Origin of the sequence: Flavobacterium sp. FlaQc-28 (assembly GCF_044007415.1) — a bacterium.
Classification (GTDB): domain Bacteria; phylum Bacteroidota; class Bacteroidia; order Flavobacteriales; family Flavobacteriaceae; genus Flavobacterium.
Map to the genome: position 1 here is coordinate 940,936 of NZ_JBIPCM010000001.1, position 15,315 is coordinate 956,250.

The following is a 15,315-nucleotide window of genomic DNA, read 5'->3' on the forward strand; positions in this document are numbered from 1 at the left end:
TCTTTAGGTTTTCTTTGTTTTTATTCTAATAAATTCAATTAGCAAATAGTTAAAATATTGCATAAATACGTGATAAATATTAATTTTTTTTAACGTTTTTTTATGCATATTAAAATATTTGTGTATTTTGGCTATATACTAACGAAAAAACTAACCCAATGAGAGTCTACTTGCTAATTATGTTGTTGTTCAGCGGAATATCTTTTGCGCAGAATACAATAACAGGTTCGGTTACAGATGGTAACAAACAATCTATTCCTGGTGCTAATGTTGTTGTTGCTGGAGAAAACAGTGGTGCTTCTACTGATTTTGACGGATCGTTTAAATTGACTACTAAAGCTAAACTGCCTTTTTCTATAAAGGTTTCTGCGGTAGGATTTGAAACGAAAATTATTAGTGTTACATCGGCAAATCAAAAAGTAAATGTAATCTTAAAAGATGAAGAAACTAAACTTGATGAAATAGTCGTTTCTGCTTCTAGAACACCTGAGCGTGTTTTTGAGTCTCCCGTTACTATCGAAAGAATGGGTATTCAGGATATCAAAAAAACGGCTTCGCCGTCATTTTATGATGGATTAGAAAATTTAAAAGAGGTGCAGATGAATACCAGTAGTATGACTTTTAAGTCGATTAATACTAGAGGATTCGCTTCAGTTGCTAATACACGTTTTATGCAATTAGTAGATGGAATGGATAACTCGTCTCCGTTGTTGAATTTTGTGCTAGGAAACATGATTGGAGTTTCTGAAATAGATGTACAGAGTGTTGAGCTGCTGCCGGGGGCATCTTCTGCTTTGTATGGGGCAAATGCTTTCAATGGGATTTTGTTTATGAATAGTAAAAGTCCATTTACTTATCAAGGTATTTCAACTTATTTTAAATATGGTGTGACTTCACAAGAGGCCGCGGGTACAAATGGGTATTATGATTTTGGTATTCGATTCGCGCATGCTTTTAATAAATATTTTGCGGCCAAAGCTAACTTTACCTATATGGAGGCTACGGATTGGTATGCAACAAATTATGAAGATAAAACTAGAGCGGGTATTGATAGAACTAATCCGAGTTATGATGGTATTAATGTTTATGGTGACGAAGCTGCGACAAATATTAAAGGAGTAGGTAAAAAATTAGAAGCAATGGGTTTAATTCCTGCAGGAGCGTCTAATCTTTTGCCAGATTCAAATGTAAGTAGAACTGGATATAATGAAATTGATTTGACTAACAATAAGGCGGGAAACACAAAAATTGATTTCTCTTTTCATGGCAGACCGCTTGGAGATGAAAGATTAGAGATTATCTGGCAAAGTAAATTTGGTATGGGTAATGCTGTTTATCAAGGAGGAAATAGATATTACCTGAATAATTTTTTTATGCAGCAGCATAAATTAGAAGTTAAAGGGAAGAACTTTTTTGTTAGAGGTTATACAACATCCGAAGACGGAGGGCAATCTTATGATATGATTTTTACAGGTCTTAATGTAAATAGAAAATGGAAAGATGATAATACTTGGTTTGGTCAATATGCTGGAGCTTATATTCAAGGAACGTTAGCTGGTATGACACCGCAGCAAGCGCATGCTGTTGGAAGGGCTACAGCTGATACAGGTCGTTTTATGCCAGGTACAACAGAGTTTAAAAATGCTTTTAATCAGGTTATAGCTGATCCAGATGTTCGCACGGGTTCAAAATTGGTAGATAATTCCAAAATTTATCATTCTGATGCAAATTATAACTTTAGAGATTTGATAAAATTTGCCGAAATTCAAGTTGGAGGTTCGTTTAGAGCTTATGAACTTAATTCTCATGGCAGGATTTATACAGATGCAAATGGCCCGATTGATTATAATGAGTACGGAGCTTATGCTCAGTTAATGAAGAAATTCTTAGAAGATAGATTGAAGTTTACGGGTTCTCTTCGTTATGATAAATCTAAAAACTTTGACGGAAATTATTCGCCGCGTTTATCTTTAGTGTATTCAGGAGGAGAAAAGAAAAATCATAATATTAGAGCTTCATTTCAAACAGGTTTCAGAAACCCGTCAACTCAAGATCAATATATCGGATTTAATATTGGAAGTGCGGTATTGGTTGGGTCTGCCCCGGATAACTTAACAAGATTTAATGAAACTTTTAATTTAAGTGCAGAAGGACAGCTGTATAACGGCGGCCCAACTAAGGTTATGAGTGGTAATGATGCTTATTATAATTCGTATTTGGCAAGTTCTGTTAGTGCTTTTTCAGCTATGGCAGGAAGTAATCCTATTGCAGCGGCAGCATTGTTAACAAAAACAAGAGCTAATCTTGTTAAGCCTGAAGAAGTAAAAGCTTTTGAGTTAGGATATCGTTCTGTTTTTGAAGGGATGTCAATCGATATTAATGGTTACTATAATATATACAATAACTTTATTGGTAATTTAAATGTAATTTCTCCTTATTACGGAACGGCTCAAGATAATCCAAATCTTGCGGCAGGAGTTACAGATCCAGGATTTCAATCAGTAAGAGCGATTCAAAATGGAGAGTATAGAGTGTATCAATTGTATACCAATTCAGATGTAGAGATACATTCATTAGGATTTGGAGTTGGACTTACTAAAAAAATAATTTCAAATTTTGAATTAGGGTTGAACTACAATTATGCTCAGTTTGATTTTGATCAAGAAAAAGATCCAAGTTTTGAAGCAGGATTTAATACTCCAAAGCATAGAATTAAATTGTCTGTTGGTAATGATAAATTGTTCGAGAATTTTGGGTTTAATGTCAGCGGAAGATGGAATAGTGAATATGAGTGGCAATCAGGCTTCGCTGATGGCACAATTAAATCTGCTACCGTAATAGATGCGCAGATAAATTACGGAATTCCAAAATTGAAATCTGTTGTGAAACTTGGAGCTGCTAATATTGGTGGTAAAGAGTACTATCAAGTAATTGGAGCTGGATTAATTGGGCAGCAATATTTTGTTTCATGGACTATTAATCCATAAATCGATTATTAACTATAGGTCAAACACGTTATTTATGTTTCTGAAGATGCGATTTAGAAACAGGTAATTTTAAAATATAAAAATTATGATAAAAAATTTCAAATGGCTTTTATTGGTTTCTTTGACCTTTATGGCTTGTAATAGTGATGACGATGCGGTAACTGTTGTTGATTCGTCAGACGGATTGCCTCTAACATCTGGTTCTGCTAATTTCTCTAAATATGTTGCATTAGGAAATTCCTTAACGTCTGGTTTTAGCGATGGAGCTCTTTTTAAGAAAGGACAAGAAGGGGCGTATACCAATATAATGGCGCAGCAATTTAAACTTGTTGGAGGAGGAGAATTTAAAATTCCTTATACTAATGATAACATTGGAGGTTTGCTTTTTGGCGGACAGCCTAATCCGGCATTTGGTCCTAGACTTTATTTTAATACTACAGTTTCTCCAACTCATCCAAGTTCGACAGTTGATCCAGTAAGCGGGACTCCAACAACAGAAGTGATGAATCCTGCAATTGCGGCTGCCGGACCTTATAATAATACAGGTGTTCCTGGTGCTAAAAGTTTTCATTTGCTGTCTCCAACTTATGGAGCTGCGGCTGGTTTAGCAAACGGAACTGCTAATCCTTATTATGTACGTTTTGCTCCAAACGGAACAACTTCTGTTCTTGCATATGCAATGAGTCAAACTCCAACATTTTTTTCTTTGTGGATTGGTAATAATGATGTTTTAGGTTATGCAACTTCTGGAGGAGATGGTACGAACCCAATTACGCCAGCTTCTGGAGCTGCGGGTGTTGGTTTTGATGGGACATATGCAGCTTTAGTAACTACTTTGACATCAGGAGGAGCAAAAGGAGTTGTAGCAAATATACCATATGTAACTTCAATCCCGTTTTTTAAGACAGTTCCTTATAATCCTTTAACAGCTTCTGCTATAGGTAAAGGTAATGCTGCTCAAGGTCTTGCGCTTATTTCGGCATTGAATACACAATTGTACGGTCCGTTAAAACAAGCTTTGACGGCTTTTGGAGCGGGATCAAGAATTAATTTGCTGTCAACAACTGCTGCAAATCCATTATTGATAAAAGACGAATCGCTTCCCAACTTGTCTGCGCAATTAACAGCAGCTTTTACGCCTACGCTTGGAGCTCAGACAGCGACTTTTTATGGTAATGTTTTTGGTCAGGCGCGTCAAGCAACAAAGGCCGATTTAATTCTTTTAACAACACAATCTGCTATTGGAACAGCACCTACGGCTGAAAATTCAGGAATAGGGATGGCTCCGCCGGCTCCTTTGAATAATTTTGGAATTACGTATCCTTTGCAAGATAAATATGTATTGATACCAACTGAAGTTGCAGAACTTGAAGTGGCGACAAATGCATTTAATGCAACCATAAAATCGATTGCAGAATCTAAAGGTTTAGCTTTTGTAGATGCAAATGCAATTATGAAACAAATTGATCAAGGAGGAATTTCTGCCAATAGTTTTACAATGACATCGACATTTGTAACTGGAGGGACTTTTTCTTTAGATGGAGTTCATCCTTCGCCAAGAGGATATGCATTTATAGCAAATAAATTCATTGAAGCAATTAATGCTAAATACGGATCAAATTTAAAAGGAGTAAATGTGGGTAACTACCCAGTTTTATATCCTGCCGTATTGCCATAAAACCATTTTTTTTAATTAAAAAGCCGTTTGTTTTTTAAAAGCAGCGGCTTTTTTTGTTAGTGTAAAAAATGCTTAAAATGGGAGTTTGAAGCTCTCATTTTTAGAATCAAACAAAATCATGCTATTTTTTATGAAAAAAAAATTGATTTTATATTTTAAAAAATTATCTTTGCGCTCTGAAAAAAGAGGTATTTTCGATAAACCTAAATAGCTATTTAATAAACACATAAGTAATGTCAAAAGTAATAGGAAAAGTTGCTCAAATCATTGGACCAGTAGTTGACGTAGTTTTCAACGGTAAGGATGTTGAACTTCCAAAAATTTATGATTCACTAGAAATCACTAAAAAAGACGGAACATTGTTAGTTCTAGAAGTACAATCTCACATCGGTGAAAACACTGTTCGTACCATTTCTATGGACTCAACAGACGGTTTAAGCAGAGGATATGAAGTAGTTGGAACTGGTAATCCAATCCAAATGCCAATCGGTCCAGACGTATATGGAAGATTATTCAATGTAATTGGAGATGCAATTGATGGTTTAGGAAACTTGCCAAAAACAGGAGAAAACGGTTTGTCAATTCACAGACAAGCGCCTAAGTTTGAAGATTTATCAACTTCATCTGAAGTTTTATTCACAGGTATTAAAGTAATCGATTTGATCGAGCCTTATGCAAAAGGAGGTAAAATTGGATTGTTTGGTGGTGCCGGTGTTGGTAAAACAGTATTGATTCAGGAGTTGATCAACAATATTGCAAAAGGTCACGGTGGACTTTCAGTATTCGCAGGAGTAGGTGAAAGAACACGTGAAGGAAATGACTTACTTCGTGAGATGTTAGAGTCAGGAATTATTAAATACGGTGATGATTTCATGCACTCTATGGAAAATGGAGGATGGGATTTATCTAAAGTAGATATGCCAGGAATGAGAGAGTCTAAAGCTACTTTCGTTTTCGGACAAATGAATGAGCCACCTGGAGCTCGTGCACGTGTGGCACTTTCAGGATTATCTATCGCTGAGTATTTCCGTGATGGAGCTGGATCTGATCAAGGTAAAGATGTATTATTCTTCGTTGATAATATCTTCCGTTTTACTCAAGCAGGTTCTGAGGTATCGGCACTTTTAGGACGTATGCCATCTGCAGTAGGTTACCAACCAACTTTGGCAACAGAGATGGGTGCTATGCAAGAGCGTATTACATCTACAAACAAAGGATCTATTACATCTGTACAGGCGGTTTACGTTCCTGCGGATGACTTAACTGACCCGGCGCCGGCTACAACTTTCGCCCACTTAGATGCTACAACAGTATTGTCTCGTAAAATTGCTGAGCTTGGTATTTATCCAGCGGTTGACCCGTTAGATTCTACTTCAAGAATTTTAACTCCTCAAATTTTAGGAAATGAGCACTACGATTGCGCACAAAGAGTAAAAGAAATTCTTCAAAAATACAAACAACTTCAAGATATTATTGCGATCTTAGGTATGGAAGAGTTATCTGAAGAAGATAAACTTTCTGTATCAAGAGCACGTCGTGTACAACGTTTCTTGTCTCAGCCGTTCCACGTAGCAGAGCAATTTACAGGTATTCCTGGAGTATTAGTAGATATTAAAGATACTATCAAAGGATTCAACATGATTATCGATGGTGAGTTAGATCACCTTCCAGAAGCTGCTTTCAACTTGAAAGGTTCTATTCAAGATGCAATCGAAGCTGGAGAAAAAATGTTAGCTGAAGCATAATTGGTTGTCAGTTGTTAGTTGTTAGTTGTTAGAGAGCAACCATCAACCATCAACCATCAACTATTAACTAAAAAAAAGATGATTTTAGAAATAGTATCACCAGAAGCAAAATTATTTTCGGGAGAAGTAACTGCAGTTACTGTACCGGGAGTTGATGGAAGCTTTCAAATATTGAATAATCACGCTCCTATTGTTTCTATTCTAGAAAAGGGAACTGTAAAAATTGCAGCGCCAAGTTTTAACTTTTCTAAAGAAGTAGTGAGTAAATTCACGAAGGTAAACGATCAGACTTATACTTTAGAGATCACGTCGGGTACTATCGAGATGAAAGACAATAAAGTAATTGTTTTAGTTGACTAAAGACAATTTTTGAATAAAGAAAAAGCCAAACAGAAATGTTTGGCTTTTTTGTTTTTGTTTAGATTGATGATTTTATATTATTATAACCCGTTGGCTGTAATTATTTTCAACACATAAAAACAAGCTTTTGCAGTTGAAAATTAAGCGTTTTTACTTCTTTTTAATACATGTAGCTGCACTATGCGGAAGAAACGTGTTTCTTTTTGTCTCCTTTTTTAGATATAAAATCTATGTTTCTATATGTTAGATTATACACTCAATGGGTTATTATAATATTCCCCAAAAACCAGTAGAAACATACATGTTAACAGTAAAACCTGAGATAATCCCCCAAGAGATAATTCCGAAAGCACTTGTAGAAAAGGCTTTTACTAATTGAAGTTTGGTGCTTTTATTTAAAAACTTGTAATAAAAAAGCGTAAAGTAAAAGAGCTGAAAGAGCAGGAAAAGCAAAGCTTGATAATTAGGCGATACATGAAATAATAAAGAAATAGGCAAAATTAAAAGTGTATTGACCAATATACAAAAACCCAGCATATACATTCCGGCAACCAAATGCTCTGTATAGTTGTAGTTTTCTTTTTTGTAAAACAACCAGAAAAAGAATGCTGTAAGTGGTAAAGCCATCATCGCCATTAGATTTGAATATTTTTTCATGAAATGAACCATTTTTTCTTTTCTTTCATAAAGATGTATGATTTTTTCCTTTTGGATAGGATCAGAAATAGTGCTGAGTTCCTTGTTTTCCTGTGAGATATTGATAGCAGGTGTTTCTTTTGGGATATTGGAAATGAAAACAAATACAGCTGCTACCAGCAGAAAAAAATTAAGCGGTGCAAAGTATTTTTTTCTTTTACCATTTATATATTCTTTAGCTACAACGCCGCTTTTTAATGTGAGATCTCTAACGAGTTGAAAAATGCCTTTGTCGGCATGTGTAAAATAATGAACGGCTTCATGAAAAATTTCATGGGGATTTATGCGATGTAAATTGATTTTCTGACTGCAATTAGGGCAATAATTAAAATCTGGGTAACTAGGTGTTTCACAGTTTTTGCAAATGGTTTTCATTTTTTTCTTTTTAATAAATAATTAAATTAGTGGTAGTTAGTTCGTAGTTTGAAATTAGACAAAAAAATAATTAACAATTGTTTGAAATTTAAATTATAAACTTTAATCAGTATCAAACCCGCTGATTATTTAAAATCGACTTCAATTTTTATAACTTTGCTTTTATGAAATTACCTAAAAATCTAGTTCAAAAGCTTGAAAATAGAAGGCTGAATAATTCGTTGCGACAATTGCCAAGTTTTAATAATCTTGTCGATTTTTCGTCAAATGATTATATTGGTTTTTCAAAATCAGAGCCGATTTTTAAATTATCGCATCATTATTTAATCGAAAATGAGATTATTCAGAACGGTGCAACGGGTTCAAGATTGATTTCTGGAAATCATTCCTTATATCAAATTACAGAAGCTTTTATAGCACAGTTTCATGAAGCTGAATCAGCTTTAATTTTTAATTCGGGTTACGATGCCAATGTTGGTTTTTTTAGCGCTGTACCGCAGCGAAATGATGTTATTTTATACGATGAATTAAGTCATGCTTCTATTAGAGACGGAATCCTTATGTCGAATGCTAAATCGTATAAATTCGATCATAATGATTTTGAAGATCTAGAACGTTTGATCTTGAAATTCCCCGATACGAATATTTATATCGTTACCGAAACGGTTTTTTCTATGGATGGTGACAGTCCAAATCTAGAAGAATTGGTAGAATTGTCGGAAAAGTATAATTGTTATTTAGTAGTTGATGAAGCACATACTTTAGGTGTTTTTGGCGAAAAAGGTGAAGGTCTAACACAATACCTGCAATTGCATAATCGAATTTTTGCTCGAATTATGACCTTCGGAAAAGGTTTAGGCTGTCATGGCGCGGCAGTTTTAGGCAGTACAGATCTTAAAGATTATTTAATAAACTTCGCCCGAAGTTTTATTTACACCACAGGATTATCTCCACATTCTGTTTCAACGGTTTTTACCGCCTATCAGCAATTAAATGTTGAAAAAGAAACGATTGAAAAACTACGTCAAAATATCGTTTTTTTTAATCAGCAAAAAAACTTACTCGGTTTAAAACCAATGTTTGTTCGAAGTAAATCGGCAATACAATCGGCAATCGTACCAGGAAATGAAAATGTGAAAAAATTGGCAAAACAACTTCAAGATAAAGGTTTTGATGTAAAGCCAATACTCTCGCCTACTGTTCCTGAAGGACAAGAGCGTCTGCGTTTCTGTATACATAGTTATAATTCTGAAGAAGAAATTAATCAAGTTCTGCAATTATTAAGCGGTTTTATATTTTAAGTATGGAAGATGATTTTAAATTAGTAAGAAGTTACCAGTACTCATACGAAGCTCAGGTTTTTTGCAGTAAGCTTGAGTCAGAAGGTGTAGATGTGTATTTAAGAGACATTAATACTGTAGACTCAAATCCTATTTGGAGTAACGCAGTAGGTGGTGTCAAGCTTTTTGTAAAAAGTCAGGATTTTGAAAAAGCAAATAAAATTCTATCAGAAATCAGTCCCTATTCTCTAAATGAAAATAATGAATTGATTAAATGCCCCCGTTGCGGAGCCGAAGAAATAGAAATGGTAACTTCAATAAAAGATTTAAAAACTCTTTTAGCTTTTGTTCTTTCATTACTTTTTGTTTTGATTCCTATTTATTCAAAACACAGGTATAAATGCAATAAATGTAAGTTTGAATTTGATTGATTGAAATCATTTTTTAAATTTTTTATGTTTGCAATCCCTTTATTTTATTGATGTTTTAAAAAAAAATAAAATTTTTTGTAACGTTTTAAATGTTTGATTACTTACGAGTCGTAATCAAATAAATCAAAACAATTATGAAAACAACATCAACTTCAATAAGCGGGAAAATCTTTGATTTTATCTTTTTTTCTTCAATAGGATTCATCTTAGGTTTAATAAGTTTCTTTTTAATAAAAGTACTCAGCATCATTTTGGTAGTTTTTTTAGCTGCAGTTTGGTGGAAGAGAAATAAAAATAATAAATATTAAAGAGGAGTTTCAATCATTCAAAATCAATCAAAATTTAAAATCAATCAAAAATGAAAAATTTATTTACATCAGCAATCGCAGTAATCACATTATTTTTTAGCGGAACAACACAAGCCCAAACAAAATCTGCAAAACTTGAAAACTCTCTTTTATGGGAAGTTTCAGGAAATGGATTGTCAAAACCATCATATTTGTACGGAACGATTCATTCTATTTGTCCAACAGATTATTTTTTGACAGAAAAAACGAAGAATGCTTTTCAAAAATCAGATAAACTAATAGTCGAAATCAATTTTTCTGATCCAAATGAAATGGCAGACGCTCAAAAATTAGCAGTTTCTCCAGAGTTATTAAGTAAAAAATTAACGCCTGAACAATTATCAGAATTAGATTCTATTTTACAAAAAACTACAGGTATAAAAGTGCAGCAGGTAGACAATTACAGTTTAGCAACAGTTATGAGTTTAATTACTATTAAAACGTTTGATTGTGAAACCTTAAAATCATACGAATCAGATTTTACAGATTTGGCGCAGAAAGAAAAGAAAAGTGTAAGTGGTTTCGAAACGGTAAAAGGACAGTTGAATATGCTTTCTAATGCTTATACAGATTCAGAACTGATCAAATCATTAGGTGATGCGAGTAAAACTCAAACAAAAAAAATGGTAAAGGACTATAAAAATGAAAATATAATGGATCTTTATGGAGATATTGCCAATGAAGAGGTAATGAGTAAAAAAGCTAAAAAACACATTCTTGATGATAGAAATAGTGACTGGGTGAAGAAAATGAAGGATATGATGAAAAATGAAGCACTGTTTGTAGCAGTTGGTTCCGCACATTTGGCTGGAGAAGAAGGAGTAATTAATTTGTTAAGAAAAGCAGGATACAAAGTAAAACCAGTAATGAATTAGTATTATTTTGAAAGAAAAAGAACAAGAATTTTTAAATCGGATCGAAAGTCATAAAGGAATACTATACAAAGTTTCTAAAATGTACATGGATAATCATGATGATCAACAAGATTTGTTTCAAGAGATTATTTGCCAGCTTTGGAAATCGTATGATTCTTTTAGAAATGAAAGTCAGTTTTCGACATGGATGTATCGGGTTGCCGTAAATACAGCAATTGTTTTCTTGAAAAAAGAAAAACGAAAGGTGGATAAATACGAAATCGCTTCAGAAAACATTAAGGAAGATGAAGGCGACTCCCATATCAAAGAAAGCCAGATAGATCATTTTTATAAAGCAGTTCAAAAACTAGAAAAAATTGATAAAGCCATCATTTTTTATCAGCTCGAAGGTTTTTCTCATAAAGAAATAGGGGAGAATCTGGGAATATCAGAGGGGAATGCAAGAGTGAAATTAAACAGAGCAAAAGAAAAATTAAAAGAAATAATTAAAAATCAAGGATATGGATTTTAACGATATACAAAACGCATGGAATAGCGAAAAGACAGATAATGTTGTTGTTCCTAATAATTTAGAGAAAATACAATCGGCAAGCATGCCTTTGGATAGAATTAGAAAAAGTTTAAGAATGGAATTCTTTATTCAGTTTTTGTCCTTGGTGATTATTGGTCTTTTGCCATTGCATAGTAAATTTCCATCAAATTTAGTAGTGCCGTACTATTTTATATTTGGGATCTTGGTTGCCATTTGCATTTATTATTTAACACAGCTTTTTTTGTTTTACAGAAGATTAGATAAGGCTGCATTGAAAACTAAAGACAGTTTATATGAAACGTATCTTGACATCAGGCTGAATATGCAGCTTTATAAGACATTTGCTTTTTCGTTATCACCTTTTTTTCTAATTTATTTCTTTGGATTTATTCTTTATGAAATGCCTGATTTTCTGCAGATTTTAAATGAAGGTTTTACCAACAAAAAATTAGGATTGATTATGTTTGTTTTTGTAATCACGATTTTACTTATTGGCGTGCTTACAGAATGGTGGGTACATCACTTATATGGAAAATATGCTAAGGAAATCCGAAAAGTAATAGACGAATTAAAAGAAGAATAAGAAATAATAAAAAACCCGTCGCCATGATGGGTTTTGTTTTTATTGGTATTTTTGTGGAAATTATTCTAGAGGTATTTAGAAATAAAATGGCTTTTAGAATAGTTGTGAAAAAAGAACATTATGAAAATATTTGTTACAGGAATTTCAACCGATGTTGGAAAAACAATTGCATCGTCTATTATTGTTGAAGCTTTAGAGGGCGATTATTGGAAGCCTGTTCAGGCAGGAGATTTAGATAATTCAGACAGTCATAAAATCAAACTAAAAATTTCGAATAATAAAACTCAGATTTTCGAGAACAGCTATAAATTAAATACCCCTGCAAGTCCGCATTTAGCTGCAGAGATTGACGGTATTACGATCGATTTAAAACAAATACAAGAACCTAAAACCAATAATCATTTAGTAATTGAAGGTGCAGGAGGTATTTTTGTTCCTTTAAACGACAAAGATTCTATTATTGATTTAATTCAGCCTGATTATAAAATAGTGATCGTTTCAAGACATTATCTAGGAAGCATCAATCATACTTTACTGACGATTGAAGCAATTAAAAATCGAGGTTTTGAAACTGCTGGAATTATTTTCAGCGGAAGCGAAAATAAAGCAACAGAAAGTATAATTCTAGAAAGAACAGGGATTAAGTTAATTGGAAGAATCGACGAAGAGCCTTATTTTGATCAGAATGTAATTCGCGAATACGCTGATTTGTTTCGAGAAAATCTACTTCATTTATAGAGCAAAGATTATAGAAAATAGAATATAGACTTTCCTATCTTTGCTTAAACAATTGAGTTTAGTCTTTTTTCTATTCTCTTTCTTCTATTTTCTTAAAAATGACATTAACAGAAAAAGACAGCCAATATCTTTGGCATCCTTATACACAGCACAAAACATCTCAAACTCCAATTGCAATTTCTAGAGGCGAAGGCGCTTTATTGTGGGATGAAAATGGCAAACAATATATCGATGCAATTGCGTCGTGGTGGGTAAACCCTTTTGGACACAGTAATAAATTTATTGCCGATGCTATTTATAAGCAATTGACAACTCTTGAACATGTTTTGTTTGGTGGTTTTACACATGAACCCGCTGTAAAAGTAGCGGAAAAGCTGATTGAAATTTTACCCAAAAACCAACAGAAGATCTTTTTTTCTGATAATGGTTCTACCGCCGTAGAGGTTGCGATAAAAGTAGCTTTGCAATATTTCTTTAATAAAAATGAAAAACGTACCACTATAATTGCTTTTGAAAATGCTTTTCATGGCGATACTTTTGCAGCAATGGCGGCAAGTGGAATCTCTTTTTACACGCAGGCTTTTCAGGGAATGTTTATTGATGTTGTTCGAATTCCGGTACCGATAAAAGGACAAGAACAGGCAAGTTTTGACGCTTTGACAAATGTAATTCAAAATCACAATTGCGCAGGTTTTATATTTGAGCCATTGGTGCAAGGTGCAGCCGGAATGGTGATGTATGAGCCAGAAGCATTGGCAAAATTAATTCAGATTTGTGCAGCAAATAAGGTATTGACAATTGCTGATGAAGTTATGACTGGTTTTGGTAAAACTGGAAAAACATTTGCAATGGACTATGTTTCTGAAAAGCCAGATATGATCTGTTTGTCTAAAGCCTTAACAGGAGGAACTATTCCTATGGCAATTACAACTTTTACACAGGATATTTTCGATGCCTTTTATGATGATGATATTAATAAAGCATTATTTCATGGTCATACTTTTACAGCAAATCCAACAGGTTGTGCTGCGGTGCTGGCAAGTATCGATTTATTGCAGACTGCAGAAATGCAGGCTAATATTGAAAGAATTAATGCCAGTCATTTAGAATTTCAAAAGAAAATCGAAAACCATTCAAAAGTAATTACAGCTAGAACATTGGGAGTTATTTTTGCAGTTGAAATTAAATCAGATTCAGAAGAAAGTTATTACGGGTCGATGCGAACAAAGCTTTATAATTTTTTCATAGAAAATGGAGTAGTTCTGCGCCCAGTAGGAAATATTGTTTACATTTTGCCGCCTTATATCATGACTAATGAACAGCTTCAAAAAGTATATAAAACAATTGAAGAAGCCATTGAAATGGTTTAGCTCTGTAGATCTGTATTAGTAATGCTTTTATTTTTAGTAACATATATTACTTATATCGTTTTATTTTTTACTCTAAAACCCGTTGAACTTTGCATAAACTTTTGCGAACTTTGCGGTTAAATAAAATAATGTGAATACACAAAAAATTGCCATAACAGCCTTTTCATCTATTTCTCCTTTAGGAAGCGATAAAGACGAGGTTTGGAATAAATATCTGAACGGAAAACATTGTTTTACTAAACGATTTTTAGATCAACAAGATACTTTTGTTGCAGCTTTAAGTACAAATTCAAAACAATTGATTGCTCAAATACGGGAATCAGATCCTAAATATAAATTTTTAGACGATTCTGTTTTATTTGCATTAGCAGCTTCACGAAAAGCAGTCCAAAATGCAGGTTGGAATTCCGAAGATGTTTTCGGTATAAATATTGGGTCTTCAAGAGGAGCAACAGATTTGTTTGAAAAACATTATGCAGCCTATATTGAAACAGGAAAAGCACAGACTTTAGCATCACCTACAACAACTTTAGGAAATATTTCTTCATGGATTGCACACGATTTGCAAAGTGCAGGACCAGAAATTTCGCATTCAATAACTTGTTCAACAGCATTACATTCACTTTTGAACGGTGTTGCATGGTTAAAATCAGGAATGGCTGATAAGTTTTTGGTAGGAGGCAGCGAAGCACCTTTAACAGATTTTACTATCGGACAAATGCGTGCGTTAAAAATATATTCACGCATCGATCAAGAAAATAATTTTTGGCCCAATCTTGCTTTTGATTTTGAGAAAACACAAAATACCATGATTTTGGGTGAAGGTGCTGCAGTATGTTGCTTAGAATCTGGTGAAAAAGAAAATGCTATTGCCTACGTTACGGGAGTGGGTTACGCAACTGAAATTTTAGAACACAATATCTCAATTTCTGCCGAAGCTGATTGTTTTCAAAAGTCTATGAAAATGGCTTTAAAAGATACCGATTTAGATAGCGTTGATGTTATTGTAATGCATGCGCCTGGAACAATTAAAGGAGATTTGACAGAACTTCGTGCAATTGAAAAAGTTTTTGGTTCAAAACAGCCTTTGCTGACCACTAATAAATGGAAAATCGGACATACTTTTGGGGCTTCTGGAATATTGAGTGTAGAGCTCGCGCTTTTAATGATGGAACATGATATTTTTATCGAAACTCCTTTTTCAAAAGCAATAACTAAAGACAGATCAATTAAAAAAGTTTTGATTAATGCTGTTGGTTTTGGCGGAAATGCTGTTAGTATTTTAATCGAAAAGGCATAGTTTAATCTTTAAAATAAA

General features: G+C 33.6%; 14 protein-coding genes. 12 read left to right on the plus strand and 2 right to left on the minus strand.

Annotated features, from left to right (window positions below; translation table 11 throughout):
* Positions 1 to 158 precede the first annotated feature (158 nt).
* The 4 genes from ACHRVL_RS04135 to ACHRVL_RS04150 all read left to right on the plus strand — a co-directional run bounded on the left by ACHRVL_RS04135 (position 159) and on the right by ACHRVL_RS04150 (position 6,770).
* Positions 159 to 2,987: a TonB-dependent receptor domain-containing protein gene (locus ACHRVL_RS04135; RefSeq protein WP_395410557.1), complete on the plus strand. Its 2,829-nt coding sequence runs from the start codon at positions 159 to 161 to the stop codon at positions 2,985 to 2,987.
* Positions 2,988 to 3,072: 85 nt separating this feature from the next.
* Positions 3,073 to 4,665, plus strand: a complete 1,593-nt coding sequence (locus ACHRVL_RS04140; protein WP_395410559.1) for a G-D-S-L family lipolytic protein — start codon at positions 3,073 to 3,075, stop codon at positions 4,663 to 4,665.
* 233 nt (positions 4,666 to 4,898) lie between these two features.
* Positions 4,899 to 6,410: a F0F1 ATP synthase subunit beta gene (atpD, locus tag ACHRVL_RS04145; protein ID WP_089053364.1), complete on the plus strand. Its 1,512-nt coding sequence runs from the start codon at positions 4,899 to 4,901 to the stop codon at positions 6,408 to 6,410.
* Positions 6,411 to 6,488: 78 nt separating this feature from the next.
* A complete protein-coding gene (locus ACHRVL_RS04150) occupies positions 6,489 to 6,770 on the plus strand; it encodes a F0F1 ATP synthase subunit epsilon (RefSeq protein ID WP_089053363.1) in 282 nt (93 codons plus the stop codon).
* Between the two features lie 267 nt (positions 6,771 to 7,037).
* Here the strand turns inward: ACHRVL_RS04150 and ACHRVL_RS04155 are convergent, their stop codons facing one another.
* Positions 7,038 to 7,841 (minus strand): DUF3667 domain-containing protein, encoded by an 804-nt coding sequence (locus tag ACHRVL_RS04155; RefSeq protein WP_395410561.1) that lies wholly within the window; start codon positions 7,839 to 7,841, stop codon positions 7,038 to 7,040.
* A gap of 164 nt (positions 7,842 to 8,005) precedes the next feature.
* Here ACHRVL_RS04155 and ACHRVL_RS04160 point away from each other — a divergent pair, with 164 nt between their 5' ends.
* On the plus strand, positions 8,006 to 9,142 hold the full coding sequence (locus ACHRVL_RS04160; protein WP_395410563.1) for an aminotransferase class I/II-fold pyridoxal phosphate-dependent enzyme: 1,137 nt from the start codon (positions 8,006 to 8,008) through the stop codon (positions 9,140 to 9,142).
* A gap of 2 nt (positions 9,143 to 9,144) precedes the next feature.
* Complete coding sequence (locus ACHRVL_RS04165) at positions 9,145 to 9,552, plus strand: DUF2007 domain-containing protein (protein WP_395410564.1); 408 nt, start codon at positions 9,145 to 9,147, stop codon at positions 9,550 to 9,552.
* A 97-nt stretch (positions 9,553 to 9,649) separates the two neighbouring features.
* On the opposite strand, the gene ACHRVL_RS04170 is transcribed toward ACHRVL_RS04165, so the two are convergent.
* Complete coding sequence (locus ACHRVL_RS04170) at positions 9,650 to 9,802, minus strand: hypothetical protein (protein WP_395410565.1); 153 nt, start codon at positions 9,800 to 9,802, stop codon at positions 9,650 to 9,652.
* A 108-nt stretch (positions 9,803 to 9,910) separates the two neighbouring features.
* On the opposite strand from ACHRVL_RS04170, the gene ACHRVL_RS04175 reads away from it, so the two are divergent.
* From ACHRVL_RS04175 to ACHRVL_RS04200, 6 genes are all read left to right on the plus strand, one after another.
* Positions 9,911 to 10,774: a TraB/GumN family protein gene (locus tag ACHRVL_RS04175; protein WP_395410567.1), complete on the plus strand. Its 864-nt coding sequence runs from the start codon at positions 9,911 to 9,913 to the stop codon at positions 10,772 to 10,774.
* Positions 10,775 to 10,781: 7 nt separating this feature from the next.
* Positions 10,782 to 11,285 (plus strand): RNA polymerase sigma factor, encoded by a 504-nt coding sequence (locus ACHRVL_RS04180; protein WP_089053358.1) that lies wholly within the window; start codon positions 10,782 to 10,784, stop codon positions 11,283 to 11,285.
* Positions 11,275 to 11,889 (plus strand): hypothetical protein, encoded by a 615-nt coding sequence (locus ACHRVL_RS04185; protein ID WP_395410569.1) that lies wholly within the window; start codon positions 11,275 to 11,277, stop codon positions 11,887 to 11,889. The genes ACHRVL_RS04180 and ACHRVL_RS04185 overlap by 11 nt, the downstream gene beginning before the upstream one ends.
* A 120-nt stretch (positions 11,890 to 12,009) precedes the next feature.
* Positions 12,010 to 12,627, plus strand: a complete 618-nt coding sequence (gene bioD / locus ACHRVL_RS04190) for a dethiobiotin synthase (RefSeq protein ID WP_395410571.1) — start codon at positions 12,010 to 12,012, stop codon at positions 12,625 to 12,627.
* A gap of 98 nt (positions 12,628 to 12,725) precedes the next feature.
* The gene (gene bioA / locus ACHRVL_RS04195) at positions 12,726 to 13,997 is read left to right on the plus strand and encodes an adenosylmethionine--8-amino-7-oxononanoate transaminase (protein WP_395410573.1); all 1,272 of its coding nucleotides are present in this window, start codon (positions 12,726 to 12,728) and stop codon (positions 13,995 to 13,997) included.
* A 130-nt stretch (positions 13,998 to 14,127) separates the two neighbouring features.
* Positions 14,128 to 15,297 carry a beta-ketoacyl synthase N-terminal-like domain-containing protein gene (locus tag ACHRVL_RS04200; protein WP_395410575.1) on the plus strand — a complete coding sequence of 390 codons (1,170 nt, stop codon included), beginning with the start codon at positions 14,128 to 14,130 and terminating at the stop codon, positions 15,295 to 15,297.
* The last annotated feature ends 18 nt before the right edge of the window (positions 15,298 to 15,315 follow it).

Bases quoted from the DNA above. Each gene is read 5' to 3' on its own strand.
- ACHRVL_RS04135 (WP_395410557.1), top strand. From the start codon at position 159: ATGAGAGTCTACTTGCTAATTATGTTGTTGTTCAGCGGAATATCTTTT.
- ACHRVL_RS04140 (WP_395410559.1), top strand. From the start codon at position 3,073: ATGATAAAAAATTTCAAATGGCTTTTATTGGTTTCTTTGACCTTTATG.
- atpD (WP_089053364.1), top strand. From the start codon at position 4,899: ATGTCAAAAGTAATAGGAAAAGTTGCTCAAATCATTGGACCAGTAGTT.
- ACHRVL_RS04150 (WP_089053363.1), top strand. From the start codon at position 6,489: ATGATTTTAGAAATAGTATCACCAGAAGCAAAATTATTTTCGGGAGAA.
- ACHRVL_RS04155 (WP_395410561.1), bottom strand. From the start codon at position 7,841: ATGAAAACCATTTGCAAAAACTGTGAAACACCTAGTTACCCAGATTTT.
- ACHRVL_RS04160 (WP_395410563.1), top strand. From the start codon at position 8,006: ATGAAATTACCTAAAAATCTAGTTCAAAAGCTTGAAAATAGAAGGCTG.
- ACHRVL_RS04165 (WP_395410564.1), top strand. From the start codon at position 9,145: ATGGAAGATGATTTTAAATTAGTAAGAAGTTACCAGTACTCATACGAA.
- ACHRVL_RS04170 (WP_395410565.1), bottom strand. From the start codon at position 9,802: ATGATGCTGAGTACTTTTATTAAAAAGAAACTTATTAAACCTAAGATG.
- ACHRVL_RS04175 (WP_395410567.1), top strand. From the start codon at position 9,911: ATGAAAAATTTATTTACATCAGCAATCGCAGTAATCACATTATTTTTT.
- ACHRVL_RS04185 (WP_395410569.1), top strand. From the start codon at position 11,275: ATGGATTTTAACGATATACAAAACGCATGGAATAGCGAAAAGACAGAT.
- bioD (WP_395410571.1), top strand. From the start codon at position 12,010: ATGAAAATATTTGTTACAGGAATTTCAACCGATGTTGGAAAAACAATT.
- bioA (WP_395410573.1), top strand. From the start codon at position 12,726: ATGACATTAACAGAAAAAGACAGCCAATATCTTTGGCATCCTTATACA.